At 62.8% G+C, this 14422-nt stretch carries 18 protein-coding genes; 7 read left to right on the forward strand and 11 right to left on the reverse strand.

Features of this window, described 5'->3' with window-relative positions; translation table 11 throughout:
* Positions 1 to 2 precede the first annotated feature (2 nt).
* Positions 3 to 275 carry a DUF2277 domain-containing protein gene (locus AB0N72_RS09055; RefSeq protein WP_363932229.1) on the reverse strand — a complete coding sequence of 91 codons (273 nt, stop codon included), beginning with the start codon at positions 273 to 275 and terminating at the stop codon, positions 3 to 5.
* Between the two features lie 158 nt (positions 276 to 433).
* On the opposite strand from AB0N72_RS09055, the gene AB0N72_RS09060 reads away from it, so the two are divergent.
* A complete protein-coding gene (locus tag AB0N72_RS09060; RefSeq protein WP_018779397.1) occupies positions 434 to 697 on the forward strand; it encodes a WXG100 family type VII secretion target in 264 nt (87 codons plus the stop codon).
* 66 nt (positions 698 to 763) lie between these two features.
* Here the strand turns inward: AB0N72_RS09060 and AB0N72_RS09065 are convergent, their stop codons facing one another.
* A complete protein-coding gene (locus AB0N72_RS09065) occupies positions 764 to 1786 on the reverse strand; it encodes a DMT family transporter (RefSeq protein WP_363932230.1) in 1023 nt (340 codons plus the stop codon).
* A gap of 71 nt (positions 1787 to 1857) precedes the next feature.
* Between AB0N72_RS09065 and AB0N72_RS09070 the strand changes: the two genes are divergently transcribed.
* A complete protein-coding gene (locus AB0N72_RS09070; protein ID WP_363932231.1) occupies positions 1858 to 2406 on the forward strand; it encodes a CGNR zinc finger domain-containing protein in 549 nt (182 codons plus the stop codon).
* A gap of 113 nt (positions 2407 to 2519) precedes the next feature.
* Complete coding sequence (locus tag AB0N72_RS09075) at positions 2520 to 2963, forward strand: hypothetical protein (protein ID WP_364081252.1); 444 nt, start codon at positions 2520 to 2522, stop codon at positions 2961 to 2963.
* A 136-nt stretch (positions 2964 to 3099) separates the two neighbouring features.
* Here AB0N72_RS09075 and AB0N72_RS09080 read toward each other — a convergent pair whose 3' ends face one another.
* From AB0N72_RS09080 to AB0N72_RS09090, 3 genes are all read right to left on the reverse strand, one after another.
* Positions 3100 to 3447, reverse strand: coding sequence for a hypothetical protein (locus AB0N72_RS09080; protein ID WP_363932233.1), 348 nt, complete (start codon positions 3445 to 3447; stop codon positions 3100 to 3102).
* A gap of 68 nt (positions 3448 to 3515) precedes the next feature.
* Positions 3516 to 4100, reverse strand: coding sequence for a hypothetical protein (locus AB0N72_RS09085; protein ID WP_363932234.1), 585 nt, complete (start codon positions 4098 to 4100; stop codon positions 3516 to 3518).
* A gap of 9 nt (positions 4101 to 4109) precedes the next feature.
* Positions 4110 to 5450: an MATE family efflux transporter gene (locus AB0N72_RS09090; RefSeq protein ID WP_363932235.1), complete on the reverse strand. Its 1341-nt coding sequence runs from the start codon at positions 5448 to 5450 to the stop codon at positions 4110 to 4112.
* Between the two features lie 41 nt (positions 5451 to 5491).
* Here AB0N72_RS09090 and AB0N72_RS09095 point away from each other — a divergent pair, with 41 nt between their 5' ends.
* From AB0N72_RS09095 to AB0N72_RS09105, 3 genes are all read left to right on the forward strand, one after another.
* The gene (locus tag AB0N72_RS09095; RefSeq protein ID WP_363932236.1) at positions 5492 to 6088 is read left to right on the forward strand and encodes an antibiotic biosynthesis monooxygenase; all 597 of its coding nucleotides are present in this window, start codon (positions 5492 to 5494) and stop codon (positions 6086 to 6088) included.
* Positions 6085 to 6495 carry a GNAT family N-acetyltransferase gene (locus AB0N72_RS09100; protein WP_363932237.1) on the forward strand — a complete coding sequence of 137 codons (411 nt, stop codon included), beginning with the start codon at positions 6085 to 6087 and terminating at the stop codon, positions 6493 to 6495. The genes AB0N72_RS09095 and AB0N72_RS09100 overlap by 4 nt, the downstream gene beginning before the upstream one ends.
* A gap of 68 nt (positions 6496 to 6563) precedes the next feature.
* The gene (locus AB0N72_RS09105) at positions 6564 to 6998 is read left to right on the forward strand and encodes a DoxX family protein (protein ID WP_363932238.1); all 435 of its coding nucleotides are present in this window, start codon (positions 6564 to 6566) and stop codon (positions 6996 to 6998) included.
* Positions 6999 to 7122: 124 nt separating this feature from the next.
* Here the strand turns inward: AB0N72_RS09105 and aztD are convergent, their stop codons facing one another.
* On the reverse strand, positions 7123 to 8436 hold the full coding sequence (aztD, locus tag AB0N72_RS09110) for a zinc metallochaperone AztD (RefSeq protein WP_363932239.1): 1314 nt from the start codon (positions 8434 to 8436) through the stop codon (positions 7123 to 7125).
* A gap of 91 nt (positions 8437 to 8527) precedes the next feature.
* On the opposite strand from aztD, the gene AB0N72_RS09115 reads away from it, so the two are divergent.
* Positions 8528 to 9502 (forward strand): hotdog domain-containing protein, encoded by a 975-nt coding sequence (locus AB0N72_RS09115; RefSeq protein WP_363932241.1) that lies wholly within the window; start codon positions 8528 to 8530, stop codon positions 9500 to 9502.
* A 43-nt stretch (positions 9503 to 9545) separates the two neighbouring features.
* On the opposite strand, the gene AB0N72_RS09120 is transcribed toward AB0N72_RS09115, so the two are convergent.
* From AB0N72_RS09120 to AB0N72_RS09140, 5 genes are all read right to left on the reverse strand, one after another.
* Complete coding sequence (locus AB0N72_RS09120) at positions 9546 to 10283, reverse strand: VOC family protein (protein ID WP_363932242.1); 738 nt, start codon at positions 10281 to 10283, stop codon at positions 9546 to 9548.
* 4 nt (positions 10284 to 10287) lie between these two features.
* A complete protein-coding gene (locus AB0N72_RS09125) occupies positions 10288 to 10944 on the reverse strand; it encodes a GntR family transcriptional regulator (protein WP_363932243.1) in 657 nt (218 codons plus the stop codon).
* 142 nt (positions 10945 to 11086) lie between these two features.
* Positions 11087 to 12082: a transketolase C-terminal domain-containing protein gene (locus AB0N72_RS09130; protein WP_363932244.1), complete on the reverse strand. Its 996-nt coding sequence runs from the start codon at positions 12080 to 12082 to the stop codon at positions 11087 to 11089.
* Entirely contained in the window at positions 12079 to 12987 is a 909-nt protein-coding gene (locus AB0N72_RS09135) for a transketolase (protein WP_363932245.1), read from the reverse strand. Before AB0N72_RS09135 ends, AB0N72_RS09130 begins: the two co-directional genes overlap by 4 nt.
* A 50-nt stretch (positions 12988 to 13037) precedes the next feature.
* On the reverse strand, positions 13038 to 14375 hold the full coding sequence (locus AB0N72_RS09140; RefSeq protein WP_363932247.1) for an MFS transporter: 1338 nt from the start codon (positions 14373 to 14375) through the stop codon (positions 13038 to 13040).
* Positions 14376 to 14422 lie beyond the last annotated feature (47 nt).

The following is a 14422-nucleotide window of genomic DNA, read 5'->3' on the forward strand; positions in this document are numbered from 1 at the left end:
GGCTAGGCGGTCCCGAAACGGACCGCAGCCCGGGCCCTCGCCTTTGCTGCTTCCTCGTCCCGGTTCTTGGCGGGACCGTGGCTCACCAAGGAGTCCAGGAGATGCTGCGTAATATGCGCGATCTCGTGGACAGCTTCCGCGAAGGCTTCCTCGTTGGCCTTGGAAGGTTTGGTGGAACCACTGATTTTCCGCACGTATTGGAGGGCAGCGGCCTCCACTTCCTCGCTGGTGGCATGCGGTTCGAAGTTATGCAAAGTCCTGATATTCCGGCACATAACCCCATGCTAACCATGGGCAGTGCTGCATGGGGAGGGGTGCCCATCGACGCAGTTGAGATTCCCGGGATAGGTTTTAGCTATTGGATCTTCCGGATGAGCCGGAGGCCGCTGGGGATGCCGAAGAGCTCGGGTCCGAACAAATGAAGGAGAATCTCATGGCTATTTGGGGTGCAGATGTTGATCAGCTTCGTCAGCTCGGTAACAAGCTGAAGGCAGGTGCCGAGCACATCGAGCAGCAGCGTTCACAGCTGAAGGGTGCCCTTGACGGCACCGACTGGAAGGGCCCGGACGCCGACAAGTTCCGCGGCGAGTGGGACAGCCAGCACGCTTCGAACCTGAAGAAGGTTGCCGACGCCCTCCGCGAAGCCGGCGATCGCGCTCAGAAGAACGCTGAGCAGCAGCAGCAGGCCTCCAACTAGGACAGTTGGGAAAATGCCCGGACGCACATGCGTCCGGGCATTTTTGCGTCCGCTTGAAACCGGAAGCTATTCGTCTCCCCTGGCGTTGTACCCCGAGGGGACCGGTTCGACGTCGTTCGGGTGATTCAGTGCCCCGACCACAGCGGCACGTCGGTCACCGCGCAGTTCATCGACACGAACCAGGACTACGCCGCCCACAATCAGGAGACCACCCAGGAGCTGGATGGGACCGGGGAGTTCGCCGAGCAGCAGCCATGCCCAGACCACCGCGAACAGCACCTCGGTCAGGGAAACGAATGAGGCCACTTTCGAACCCAGGCTGCGCGCCGCCATGATTCCGGAAACATAGGCCAGGACGGTGGCCAGGATGATCAGGCCGACGGCGGACACCCACCAAGGCACGGTCCACGGACCCAGCGTTGTGTCTGCCGTACTGAACGTCATGGGAAGAAGTCCCAACAGGCCCACCAGCCACATCACCGCTGCTCCCACCAACAGGCCGCCCGAAGCGAGAACCAGCGGCGGAAGTGTGTCATTTTCCTTGGCTGTGATGAAGAAGTAGATCACCAGGCATACGGCTGCGGCCATGCCCCAGAGAACACCAATGAAGTCCACTTTCACAGCACCAGTGAGGTCAAGAACCAGCACCAGGCCGCCAAGGGAAAGCAACGCTCCACCTGCAGTGAGCGCACGCGGTTTGCGACGACTGGAGATCCAAAGCCACAACACGATCATCACCGGAGCCAGGTACTCAAGCAGCAGGGCGACACCGACGGACAGGCGAGCCACAGCGTTGAAATAGAACAGCTGGCAGCCGGCAACACCAATGAGGCCGAACAACAGGATGGTGAGCCAGTTGTCCTTGAGTTGGTGCCAGCGGCCGCGAAGAACCACGACGGCGGGAATCGCCAGGATCAGCGCGGCACCTGTCAGACGTACGGTAACGGCGGCGCCGGGTGACCACCCGGTTTCCAGCATTGATTTGGCGAACGAGCCTGATGTGCCGAAGACGGCTGAAGAAAAGAGTGCGATGCCGAGTCCTGATGCCAGGAAATTCTTTGCATCAGCCTTCGTCGTTGGAGCTGACACAGCAGCCTCCTGTCAGGAGTAAAGTGGGCTTATGGTCATGACAGTACTCCCGGAATATGTAAGGAGTCAAAGTGCTTTTTGCGCCTGACACTGAGGTTGCCCTCCGCAGCGTGGTCAACTTGATCAACACTGCCGCCAATGGGGAAGAGCTGCTGGCCACCTTGGAGGACCTCGATTCGTTCCTGGATGCTGAAAAGTTCACGGGTTCGCGCGTCAATTCGCGGGAGGAACTCAGCAGCATCAAGCGCCTTCGCAGCGAACTCGCAGCACTCTGGAGCTCCGACGAAGACACCGCGGCCAAGTCCGTAAACAAGCTGCTCGCCGATGCCAAGGCACTGCCGCAATTGGTCAAACACGACCATTGGGACTGGCACCTTCATGCCACGACACCGGAGGCACCACTGTCGGACCGAATGGGCACCGAGGCTGCAATGGCGATCATCGACGTCATCCGCAGCAAGGAAATGGAACGCATGCGCGTGTGCGCCGCCGATGACTGTGACGCCGTCGTGCTTGACCTCAGCCGCAACCGCTCCAAGCTCTATTGCGATACCGGGAACTGCGCCAACCGAACCCACGTCGCGGCGTATCGGGCACGCAAGGCCGCGGAAGGCGAGTAACCGGGCATAATTGCCGCATGGGGGAACAATCGAACGCAGGAGCCTGCAACTATCCAGCAGGCCAGTCACCGATTCCTAACACGGCCTGGGTTCGGCCCCCTGATTGGCCAGACATGGCTCCCATCAGCCAGCTGGCCATCGCGTACCCCTTTTTGGCCGCACTGTGGCTTGTGTGTGGGATGTCCTCAATGGTTGACGGTGAGCTTCCCGGCATCTTTCTCGCTGCCCTTCTTGGCCCCATTTTCGTGATGGCCGTTGCCGTAGCAGTTGGACTGCCGCTCCGCCTGAACCGCCGCCTAAGCCGCTGGTGGTTGGGCAACCTCAAGGCATACATCCTCACGGTGGCCGGCGGAGCAGCGCTCATAATCTCCGGCTACATCAAACTCCAACGCCAGTCAGGAGCCAATGACGGAGACCAGTATGCCGCCCTCACGCCGGATGTCGGACTCATCATCGGCGGCTGCTTTGTGCTGACGTTTCTGGCGGTCAACGCTGGATTCACTCAGCGGACCACCCGGGAGGCCGCCCAGGCCACGGAGGCCACCCAAATGCGCTGACGCCCGGAATATGTACTGTCGCCCCCCGGATTTGGGTGTCGTAAACCCGCTGGCGCGGCAGAGAACGGGAAAGGCAGCGGCAAACCCACCCCAACAAAAAGCGCTCCCCCAACCAAGGTGGGGAAGCGCTGGAAGGTTAGCGGCCGGCGTCGGGCGTTTCGGGATCGTCAGGCAGGTCCTGGACCGGCGATCCGCCGTGCGGACGCTTGGAGCTGAGATTGACCCCGGAACCCTTGCCGAGGTGGTCGGCGTTTTCCTTGTAGCTCATGGACAGCATGGCAGCCACAACGAGGCTCACAATGAACGCGATGCCCGCGCCGGTGAAGGCGAGGTCGAACCTCGGAACACGCGCGCTGCCGCCGGAAGCAAAGATCAGCACGGCCACGAAAGCCAGTACGGCAAAGAAGGCGGAGAACATGAGGGGTCCCTTGACCGAGGTCCGCATCTTGCGCGGTTCTCCTGGTGTCTGGTCTGCCACGGTCATTCCTCCAATGATGGCGGTACGTGCCCGCCGGTCTGCAAAAGTTCTACAACGAGTAGAACGTCCAACTACTAGTTTACGGCCTCCGGCGCGGAGCCCGGCGCAGCGCCTGGTGCAGAGGCCTGCGCACCCGTGCTCGCATCGTGCCGCAGCGACAGTCCCGAGAGCATCCACAGGACCCCGGACAGAATCGCGCCACCGCCGGCGACACCGAGGAGCGCATGCGCGCCCAGCGAGGTGAAGAATGGCAACGCAATCGCCGTGCCCACCGAGATGATGCCGGAGATGAGCCAGTCGCGCGCCAGCGAATCGCGCTTCCTGAGGCCGTGCATGAACTCCAGAAGCCCAAGAACCAGGAGCGCGAACAGCGCCGAAAGGGCCACGCCTTCATCGGACTGGGTAACAAGGGCGCCAATGCCGCCCAGGGCCACCACCGCAGGCACGGCCACCGGCAACGCGCGGGACATCCACACGGCCACGGCAGTTCCCAACAGATACAGCCCCACTGCCCACGCAAGGACCTGCACCGACGGCGCGCTCCAGAAGATGGTCACCAAGCCGAACACCACCGCAACAGTTGCACGGATCAGCACGGGTTTCCAAAGTCCCGCCGGAGCGGCAGAAGGGGTCTGGGCAGGAGTCGATGGAAGAGTCACCCGTCCAGTTTAGTGCGAACCCAACACCATCCACCGATCGGTCCGCGCCCGCAGCCCCAGCGTCACCGCACGGGCCAGCATGTAGCCCAGCGCGAACGCCGCCCACAGCCACAGGAGCCCCGCCTCGCCGTCGGGCTTCAGTTGGTGGACGGCCACCAACAGCGGCAGGTAGACCGCCAGGTTTACGACGCCGGCAATCGCCAAATAGCGCGCGTCGCCGGCACCTATGAGGACACCGTCGAGAACGAAAACGTACCCGGCAATGGGCTGCCCCACCGCGAGTACCCAGAGTGCAACGGTCAGCGCGGACCGGACACCCGAGTCGGACGTGAAGATGTAACCCGCCCAAGGAGCTGCCACTGCCAGCAGCAAGCCGGTGATCACACCGAATCCCAGGCCCCAGCGGATCATGGTGCGGGTCAACTCACGGGCCTTGGCAGCATTCCGGGCGCCGAGTTCCTTGCCGATCAAGGCCTGCGCCGCAATGGCCAACGCGTCCAGGGCAAAGGCAAGGAAGGAGAACATCGTCATGGCCAGTTGATGCGCTGCCAGGTTGGTGGCACCTTGGGCCGTCACCACCACGACAGTTGCGAGGATGGCCAGTCGGAGGCTGAGCGTGCGGAGCATCAGCCACGAACCCACCCTGGTCATGGCCCTGATCCCGTGCCAGTCGGGCTTCAGCGAAACGCCGTGTTGCCGCGCGTTCCGGCCTACCATCACCAGGTAAACCGCAGCCATGGCCCACTGCGCAATGCTGGTGCCGATCGCCGAGCCTGTCACGGACATGTTCAACCCGTAAACCAGGAACCAGTTCAGGGCTATGTTGAGCGCAAAACCGGCTGTGGCCACCACCAACGGCGTCCGGGTGTCCTGCAAGCCGCGGAGAACCCCCGTGCCGGCGAAAATCAGGAGCATCGCCGCCAGGCCAGGCATGGACCAGCGAAGGTAGTCCACGGCGAATCCCCGCACGTCACCCGTCGCGCCCATGAAGCCGACCAGAGGCTCGGCCGCGACAAAACCAACCACCGCGAGCGCCAAGCCAAGAAGCAGGGCCAGCCATACGCCGTCGCGCCCTGCCGCCAAGGCCTTCCCCAACTTGCCGTCGCCGATCGCGCGGGCCACTGCCGGCGTCGTCGAATAGGCCAGGAAGACCATAAGTCCCACCGCGGTGTGCAGGATGGTGGAAGCGAGGCCGACTCCAGCCAGCTGGTCCACCCCCAAATGCCCCACGATTGCGGAGTCGGCCAAGAGGAACAGCGGTTCGGCAATGAGCGCGCCGAATGCGGGGACGGCCAGGCGCAGGATTTCGCGCGCGTTGGAGCGATGGGGGGCGGTTGTGGTTTGAGGCACTAAACAAGCCTAGTCTGCTGGGAGGCGGGTACATTTGGGCCGTGTCATATGAGCATCCAGTCACCGTTTCCGTAGCCCGTACCATCCTTCCGGGCTACACCCGCCAAGCCAACGCCTGGGCGCATGCCGGACAGGAACTTGCCCGCGAGTGGCCGGGCTACCTGGGATCCGGTTGGGTGCGCAACGGTGCGGAGTCCAGCGAATGGCACATGCTCTACCGGTTCGCTGACGCCGAATCGCTTCAGGCCTGGGAGGACTCCGAAGAGAGGCGCTGGTGGATCGACAGCGCCAGGGACATGATGGAAACCACGCGCGTGGAGCGTCATACGGGCATTGAAGGGTGGTTCTCGCGTCCTGGCGATGTCTCGGTGGTGGTCCCGGAAACCGTGGTGCCTCCGCGTTGGAAGCAGGCGATCAGCATCTTCCTGCCGTTTTTCCCGCTCAGCCTGCTGGCCAATTTCCTGCTGCACCCAGTGACACAGAACTGGCCCCTGGTGTTCGCTGTCCTGCTCAACATCGTGATTTTGACTCCTCTGATGACGTATATTTTCCTGCCGATCACAACCCGGCTGCTTCAGCCGTGGCTTCAGAAACCAGCCAGGAAGCGGCGGCTCCAGGCGAAGGGCACTGCGCGATGACGTTCGTTCTCTCCACCGACAAGAACCGCGTGGACCGGGACTGGCTTTGGAACGAGCTCTCCACCAACGTCTACTGGGCGAAGTGGCGTACACGGGAGGACGTCGAAGCGCAGCTGGACAACGCGTGGCGGATCGTCGGCGCGTACGACGCCCGGACCGGAACCATGGTGGGCTATGCCCGGGCATTTTCCGACGGCGTCGCCCTCGCCTACCTTGCCGACGTTTACGTTCACGAGTCCGTGCGCGGCCAGTCCCTTGGTAAGGCACTGGTGCGGGAAATGGTCGACGGCGGGCCGGGGGCCAACTTCCGCTGGATGCTCCACACCAGCGATGCCCACGGACTTTACAAGCAGTTCGGATTCGCCGAGCCCGACGCGCGATATCTGGAACGGCCGGAAGTTCGATAGCTGCGGCTTTGGTCATGTGGCGCCTCATTTAGTTGACAGTTCAACCAATGGCCTGCAAGGGTTGAAACATGAACAAGTCCAGCTTGACCACCACAGCCCTGACCATCCTGCGCGTCATTGCAGGATTCCTCTTCGCCGCGCACGGTTGGCAGAAGTTCAACGAATTCACCATCGCCGGCACACAGGCATCATTCACCCAGATGGGCGTGCCCGGCGCTTCCGTAGTAGCCCCGATCGTGGCAGCGCTGGAGCTCGTGGGCGGGATCGCGCTGATCCTCGGCCTCCTGACCCGCGTCTTCGCCGCACTCCTGGCAGTCGACATGCTGGGGGCTCTGTTCCTGGTCCACGCTCCGGCCGGCATCTTTGTGGGCAACGGCGGGTACGAGCTCGTGCTGCTCTTCGCGGGCGCCGCCCTGGCCCTCGCACTGGCGGGCGCGGGAAGGATCTCGGCCGACGCCGCGCTGTTCGGCCGCCCGAGCTCAAAGCTTCGCATCCTGGCATAAGCCCCCCCCCGCGACCCTCGCTCACGTAATAGCCCCTTCAACCGGACGCTCGATCACTCCCTTGGAGAGAGTGATCGAGCGTCGGCGGTTAAGGGATGGGATGGGAGCGAGCGTCGATAGGGAACTAACCCGCGACGCCCGTGAACTCGTTCGGCGTGTGCTCCAGCTTCGCCGACTTCGCCACCTTGCCCGACTTCAGGTCCACAGCGTGAAGTGACTGCGTCGCGGGTTCGGTGACATACGCCGTCGAACCTTGAACGAAAAGGGTGGGCCGCGGGTCCTGCCACGTCGCCGATTCTTCCCACGGGGCAACCACAGGAATGGTGGACTTAATCGCGCCGGATAAGGGATCGATCACCCGGAGACCGCCATCAGTACCCAGCACCAGCGCTTCACCCGCGGGACCGCGGCCCAGCGAGCGGAACGAGTAGCTGGTGCCGATATCCACGAGCTGCATCGAAGCAGTCTCAGTGTTGACCAACGAAATCCTGGTGGGCCGCTCCGTCTTTGCCGCCTTGTCTACTTTGTAGTCGCCGAGGATCACGGGGGATTTTTCCGATCCGGCCTGGTTACCCAGGCGGCCGTATGCATCGGGGCTGGCCACCTTGGTGATTGCGCCGTCCTTGTAGATCAACATGCCGTTCTCACAGCCAACCACCACAGCCTCGCCGGCAGCGACCGCCTCGCCGTGGACTCCCGGGCAGTCTTCGTTGCGCACAATCTCATGTCGCTCCTGACCCTTGCCAGCCGAGAGCACCGCGATTCCGGACCGGCTCTCCTCATCACCCAAAGTAACCAGCAGCTTGCCGTCCTCGAGTTCAACAGCGACCCCGTGATGCGCCTCAGGGGTCGTGTAAACCTCCGTTGCGGGCAGCTTTCCGTCTTCCACGGCAGGGCCCAGGGCGGAAGTCTTGAAGCTCTCCACCTTGCCCGAACCGTCACTGAACAGGACCGTTTTACCGGCATGCAGCACCACATGGCCGGCCTTGTTGGCCTCGAAAGCGAGATCAGTCAACGCAGGATCTGTCACATACGAGTGACTGTGGTCGCCGTGCGGTTCTGTCCACGCACCGGCGTCGAAAAGTCGGAAGGCGTCGCCGGTGGAAACGAAAACGTGGCGGCCGTCGCCTGCGGGGTTGAGGCGGTTGAAGCCGTCCAGCTCCGCGCTTCCCACAGCCTCGAGGGAGGTGGCGTCGAGGACTCCGATACCGCCGTCATAGGTGTAAACGAGGCGTGGCGTCGGCGCGCCGGCTTCCTTGGGGCTCGGCTTTGAGGCGGCCGACGGCGGCGCTTCGCCTGCGTTACCGGCGGAGCCGCCGGGGGCCGCGCAGGCGGTGAGGAGTAAAGCGAAAAGCCCGACGGCGGCAATCGGCCCTGTGGGCAGGCGGCGTTTACGGCCGGGCGGGAAAGAGGGGGCGAGTTGTGGGTGATATGACATGGGTTAATGATATTGATTCTCATTTGTAGCGCAAACCAGCAACTGCAGTCTTAGTCACGTAACAGAAACATGGCGACAGTAAACTTCGAGCATGAGCGACGACGCCGGAAACTCCGTGACCCTCCGCTTCCTGGCGGCCCCCACCGACGTTGGGCACAGCGGATCCGTTGATGCCGGGACAGTCCTTGAATGGGTGGACAAGGCGGCTTACGCGGCGGCCGTGGGCTGGGCCAAGTCCTACTGCGTTACCGCCTACGTAGGCAACATCCACTTCACGGATCCGGTGAACAGCGGGGACATGGTGGAGGTGACATCCACCATCGTTTACACCGGCCGCTCCTCCATGCACATCCACACCGTGGTCAGTTCCCGGGACCCCAAGGGCGGGCCCGAAACCATGCATAGCCAGTGCATGGTGATCTTTGTTGCCGTGGGTCCGGACGGCAAACCGATCCCCGTTCCCCAGTTCCAGCCTTCCACGCCTGCCGAGATCGAGGCCCGCAATCATGCGCTGGCGCGCATCGAGGTCCGTGAGCAGATCGTCAATGCGATGAACGCCCAGGAATACACCGACGCCGGAACCGCCGAACGCGTCACGCTGCGGTTCATGGCGTCCCCCACGGACGTGAACTGGGGCGGCAAGGTCCACGGCGGCATCGTGATGAAGTGGATCGATGAGGCAGCGTACGTTTGCGCGTCGCGCTACTGCGGCAAGGACACTGTGGCGGTGTTCTCCGGTGGAGTCCGTTTTTACCGGCCGCTGCTGATCGGCCACGTGGTGGAAGTCGAGGCGCGGCTTGTTTATACCGGCGCGAAGGGCATGCACATCGCGGTCCACGTCCGCTCGGGCGACCCCAAGACCCGTGAGATGAACCTGACCACGTACTGCCTGACCGTCATGGTGGCACGCGATGAAACGGGCACGGCGGTGCCCATTCCGGAATGGGTTCCCGTATCAGCGGAGGACAAGAAACTGCACGCGCATGCCCGCGAGCTCCTTGAAATCCGCGGGCGGGCACCGGGAAACCGGCTGCCGGACCACTTGTTGAAGTCGGCGCAGGCCTAGATAACCGCTTTGGCCATTACAACCGCTTTGCGCATTGACCCGCTCACCGCGGGCTCAGCACGCAGAAGTCGTTTCCTTCCGGGTCCGTGAGGCATTTCCAGGGCACATCACCTTGGCCCACGTCGGCGTCATGGGCTCCAAGGGCGTGGAGCCTGGCCACTTCAGCAGATTGATCGTCACCGGCGTAGGGCATCAGGTCAAGGTGGATACGGTTTTTCAGTGCGCCCGGGTCTGACGTTCCAAGAAGCTCCAGGTAGGGACCAACTCCCGACGACGACCGCAATCTGGCATGCTCATCCGTCACCTCATGCAGGGTCCAGTCCATGGCCTCACCCCAGAAAGCCGCCATGGCCCGAGGGTCTTCGCAGTTGACCACCACGGTGGCGATGGGCCCGGTATCGGCGTAAACCGGACGGGGTTCCAGGACGCAGAACAGATTGCCCTCGGGATCGGCCATCACCACCCAAGGCACTTCCCCCTGGCCGATGTCGGCAGGAGTCGCCCCGAGTTCCGTGAGCCGTTCAACCAGCTCCCGCTGATGCGCGGCAGAAGTGGTGGCAAGATCCAGGTGAACGCGGTAATTCACCGTCTCCGGGTCGGGAACAGTAACCACGTCCACGCACACGGCTGTGGGGTCGGGCCACTGGAACCCAAGAGGTTCCACATTGGTGACCCCGGGGCCCTCGCTGGAAACACCCCATCCCAGCGCATCCGCCCAAAACCGTCCCAGGGCTGCGTCGTCCCGGGCTTTAAAATTGACCTGAACCAGCCGCAGTGCCATGGAACTACCCCACCAAATTCTCGGCCGCACCGTTCATGTGCTCGATGATCGTTTCCCGGGCCTTGGCAGCGTTCCCGGTCTCAATGGCGGCCACGATGTCGTGGTGCCGGTCAACGCTCATGTTGCGGGTACCCCGTTCCAGGCCGGCGAACATGATGGACATCCGGATGGAGCCCTCCAGCGATTCCCACTGGTGCAGCAGGGTCTCGTTGCCCGACAGGCGGCAAAGGGTGCGGTGGAATTCAAGGTCGGATTCGATCCGCTCCTCAAGCGAGAGTTTCGTTGCTTTGTCCATATTGTCGACGGCGGCACGCAGCTCCGCGAGCGCGGCCTCCTTGTCAGGCATTTGGCTCAGCGTGCCGGCAGCCAAGGATTCCAGGACGCCCCGGACGGCGAAGATGTCCCGGATTTCCTTGACGTCCAGATGCCGGACGGACATCCGGCCGCGGGCGCCGGCCGAGATGAGGCCTTCCTGTTCCAATTGCCGGAGGGCTTCGCGGAGCGTGCCTCGGCTGATCTGCAGCATTTCGGACAGCTCGGTTTCCACCAAGTGCCGTCCGGGTTCGAGCTCACCACTGGTGATCGCGGTCCGCAGGGCTGCGAGTGCCTGTTCGCGCAGGCTCTTCTTCTCCAGTCCCAAAAGGGAGGCTGTGGCGGCCATGGTGTGTGTCCTCGGTTCTATGGGCAACTGCTGACAGTCAGGTGTTAACAGTCGATACTACGGGCGCCCCAGTTTTTGTACAGCTAATGACCTTTAGAGGCGGGTTTTAAGGCATTAGCTGTACAAAAACTCGCGGGGAGAGTCAGCCGAGTTCGGACAGGACCTTGGCCACAATCCGGTCCACGGACAGACCGTAGCGTTCGTGCAGTGTGGGCAGCGCACCGGCGTCGAGGAACTGGTCCGGAAGCGCGATGGGAACCACGCGCTTGCCAAGACCGGCACTTACGACGGCGGAGGCAACAGTTTCGAACAGACCGCCAACAACCGTATGGTTCTCCAGCGTGACGGCAAGGCGGTCCGTGTTCAGTTCGGCCAACACCGTGGCGGAGTCAAAGGGCTTGATGGTTGGGGTGTGCACCACAGCCACGTCCACGTTGTGTTTGGCCAGGACGTCTGCTGCCTGCAGGGCACGCATGGTCATGAGGCCGGAGGAAACAAACACCACGTCATTGCCGCCGCGCAGGACCTTGGCCTTGCCGAGCTCGAACGTGTAGCCGTATTCGTCCAGGACGGTGGGCACGTTGCCGCGGAGAAGACGCAAGTAGGTGGGACCGTCGGATGCTGCGAGCTGCGGAACCGCCTGCTCAATGTCCACGGAGTCGCACGGATCCACGATTGTCAGGTTCGGCATACCCCGGAAGATGGCCATGTCTTCGGTGGCCTGGTGGCTGGGGCCGTAACCGGTGGTCAGCCCGGGGAGGCCGCCCACAATGTTGACGTTCAGGTTCGGCTCGGCGATGTCCAGGCACAGGAAGTCATAGGCGCGACGTGCCGCGAACACTGAATAAGTGGATGCGAAAGGGATCAGGCCGGTTTCCGCCATTCCCGCCGCGGCACCGAACAGGAGCTGCTCGGCCATGCCCATCTGGAAAAAACGGTCCGGGAAGGCCTTGGCGAAGATGTGCATGTCGGTGTACTTGCCAAGGTCCGCGGTCAGGCCAACAATCTTTGGGTTGGCCTCCGCCGCCGCAACCAACGCGTGCCCGAACGGAGCGGACGTGGTCTTCTGCCCGGGATCAGCGAAAGACGCGATCATTGCCGAAGTCTTCAGCTTGGGCTTGGTGGTAGTGGTGCTCATGCTGAGGCCGCCCCTTCGTATCCTGCAGTCAGCTGCTCGCGGCAGATCTGCCATTCGTTTTCTTCGATGCGCATGAAGTGCGCCTTTTCACGGGTTTCCAGCAGTGGCACCCCACGGCCAACCTTGGTGTCGCACAAGATCACGGAAGGCTGGCCGGAGGCAGCGGTTCTGGAAGCAGCCCCGCGGGCGGCGATGTTGTCGAACGCAGCCAGCAACGCACCGACGTCGTTCCCGTCCACGCGCTGGGTGTACCAGCCGAACGATTCCCACTTCTCTGTGACGGGTTCGGTGCGCAGCACCGAGTTCGTGACCCCGTCAGCCTGGAGGGCGTTGATGTCCACCATCGCGATCAGGTTGCCGAGTTGGTGGTGGTGCGCCCCCATGGCCGCTTCCCACGTGGAGCCCTCGTCCAGCTCACCGTCGGACAGGAAGTTGATCACCCGGGACGGAGAGCCCTGTGCCCGCAACCCGAGAGCCATTCCGACGGCGATCGTCAGTCCGTGCCCCAACGATCCACCTGAGATTTCCATGCCCGGGGTGTAGGTGGACATGCCGGACATCGGCAGGCGGGAATCGTCGGAACCGTACGTTTCGAGTTCTGCCACCGGGACGATCCCGGCTTCGGCCAACGCCGCGTAGTGGCCGATCGCGTAGTGGCCCGTGGAGAGCAGGAACCTGTCCCGGCCTTCCCAATGCGGGTCTTCGGCGCGGTAGCGCAGTTGGTCTGCGTAGACAGCGGCCAACATGTCGGCTGCGCCGAGCGCCTGGCCTACGTAGCCCTGGCCTTGGACCTCGCCCATGTTCAGGGCGTGATGGCGGATGCGGTACGCCGCCGCACGTATGCGGTCCACGCGCTCCGGCGTGGGGGCAGAAACGGGGGCCGTTTCAACGGATGAGAGTGTCACTGGAATCCTTCCGGGCTCGGGCGGGAATGCGCCCGACGTCGAGTGGTGCTTTAGGCGTTTATGGTCTGGGGAGTTTTGCTGGCGGCTTCTTCGGCGAGCTGACGCTCACGCTTGCCCCAGGTTTCCTTGGTGATCAAAGCGGCCCACAGGCCGATCGCTCCGTAGACGCTGAAGAGCAGTGCCGGCCCCATCCAGCCCAAGCTGACGAAAAGCAAGGTGGTGATGAACGGCGTGAAACCGGAAACCATGGCCGAGATCTGGTAGGCCAATGAAGCACCTGAGGAGCGGGTCTTGGCTTGGAAAAGTTCCGGGAACCAGGCGCCCTGGGCGCCGGCGAGCGAGTTTTGGCAAACAGCGTACGCCACCACGATGGTGGCGATGATCAGGAAGAACAGGCCCGTGTTGACCAGCATGAACATGGGGATGCCGAACACCACCGCAAAGGCCGTGGACCATACGTAGACGGGACGGCGACCAACACGGTCAGTCAGCTTGCCCCAGTAGTAGGTGGCGAAGATGCCGATTCCGGCCGCAACACAGAGCGCCACCAGGGTTTCGGTTTTGTCGGCGAGTTTGTTGGTGTGGAGGTAGGAAATCATGTAGGTCACGGACACGGCGTATCCGGCTGTTTCAGCGATGCGCAGGCCGATTCCGCGGACGATGTTGCGCCAGTCCGTCTTGATGACCTCCACTACCGGGGATTTCACAATGTCGCCCTTGTTCTTGACGTCCTCGAACACCGGGGATTCGGGAACTTTGGAACGGATGATCAATCCAACGGCCACCAGGACGATGCTTGCGAGGAACGGGACGCGCCAAGCCCATTCCGAGCCCAGGCCCACACTGCTCAGGAACACCAGGTTTGCCAGCAACAGGCCCACAGGGAAGCCGGACTGCACGATTCCCGTGAACTGGCCCTTCTTCCGCCAGGGCGCGTGCTCGTAGCTCATCAGGATTGCACCGCCCCATTCAGCGCCGAAGGCCAAACCCTGGATGACGCGGACCAGGACAAGCAGGGCCGGGGCCAGCAGGCCAACTTGCTGATAGGTGGGCAGGAGGCCGATCGCGAAGGTTGCCAGGCCCATGAGAATGAGCGAGGCCACCAGTACGGGCTTGCGGCCGAGCTTGTCTCCCAGATGGCCACCGATGATGCCTCCCAGTGGACGGGCAGCGAAGCCGACGCCGAGGGTCGCGAAGGAGGCCAAGGTGCCGGTCACCGGGTCAGCGCCCGGGAAGAACGCTGTACCGAAATACAGTGCTGCGGCGGTGCCGAAACCGATGAAGTCGTAGGTTTCGATGACTGCGCCGACGCCCGAACCGACGGCGACGCGCTTTGCTTCCTTGGTTCCATGAACCGGACCACGCATGGTCAGAGCTTCATTGCTCATCTGTCTTTTTCCCTTTCGAAGAGTGCGGCGCTTCTTCGGCAACCTCA

The sequence above is a fragment of the Paenarthrobacter sp. NPDC089307 genome, assembly GCF_040685055.1.
Lineage (GTDB): Bacteria > Actinomycetota > Actinomycetes > Actinomycetales > Micrococcaceae > Arthrobacter.

What these genes read in the sequence shown, in the direction of transcription:
- AB0N72_RS09055 (WP_363932229.1), bottom strand. Translation starts at nt 275, where the DNA reads ATGTGCCGGAATATCAGGACTTTGCATAACTTCGAACCGCATGCCACC.
- AB0N72_RS09060 (WP_018779397.1), top strand. Translation starts at nt 434, where the DNA reads ATGGCTATTTGGGGTGCAGATGTTGATCAGCTTCGTCAGCTCGGTAAC.
- AB0N72_RS09075 (WP_364081252.1), top strand. Translation starts at nt 2,520, where the DNA reads ATGGCTCCCATCAGCCAGCTGGCCATCGCGTACCCCTTTTTGGCCGCA.
- AB0N72_RS09080 (WP_363932233.1), bottom strand. Translation starts at nt 3,447, where the DNA reads ATGACCGTGGCAGACCAGACACCAGGAGAACCGCGCAAGATGCGGACC.
- AB0N72_RS09100 (WP_363932237.1), top strand. Translation starts at nt 6,085, where the DNA reads ATGACGTTCGTTCTCTCCACCGACAAGAACCGCGTGGACCGGGACTGG.
- AB0N72_RS09105 (WP_363932238.1), top strand. Translation starts at nt 6,564, where the DNA reads ATGAACAAGTCCAGCTTGACCACCACAGCCCTGACCATCCTGCGCGTC.
- aztD (WP_363932239.1), bottom strand. Translation starts at nt 8,436, where the DNA reads ATGTCATATCACCCACAACTCGCCCCCTCTTTCCCGCCCGGCCGTAAA.
- AB0N72_RS09115 (WP_363932241.1), top strand. Translation starts at nt 8,528, where the DNA reads ATGAGCGACGACGCCGGAAACTCCGTGACCCTCCGCTTCCTGGCGGCC.
- AB0N72_RS09120 (WP_363932242.1), bottom strand. Translation starts at nt 10,283, where the DNA reads ATGGCACTGCGGCTGGTTCAGGTCAATTTTAAAGCCCGGGACGACGCA.
- AB0N72_RS09125 (WP_363932243.1), bottom strand. Translation starts at nt 10,944, where the DNA reads ATGGCCGCCACAGCCTCCCTTTTGGGACTGGAGAAGAAGAGCCTGCGC.
- AB0N72_RS09130 (WP_363932244.1), bottom strand. Translation starts at nt 12,082, where the DNA reads ATGAGCACCACTACCACCAAGCCCAAGCTGAAGACTTCGGCAATGATC.
- AB0N72_RS09140 (WP_363932247.1), bottom strand. Translation starts at nt 14,375, where the DNA reads ATGAGCAATGAAGCTCTGACCATGCGTGGTCCGGTTCATGGAACCAAG.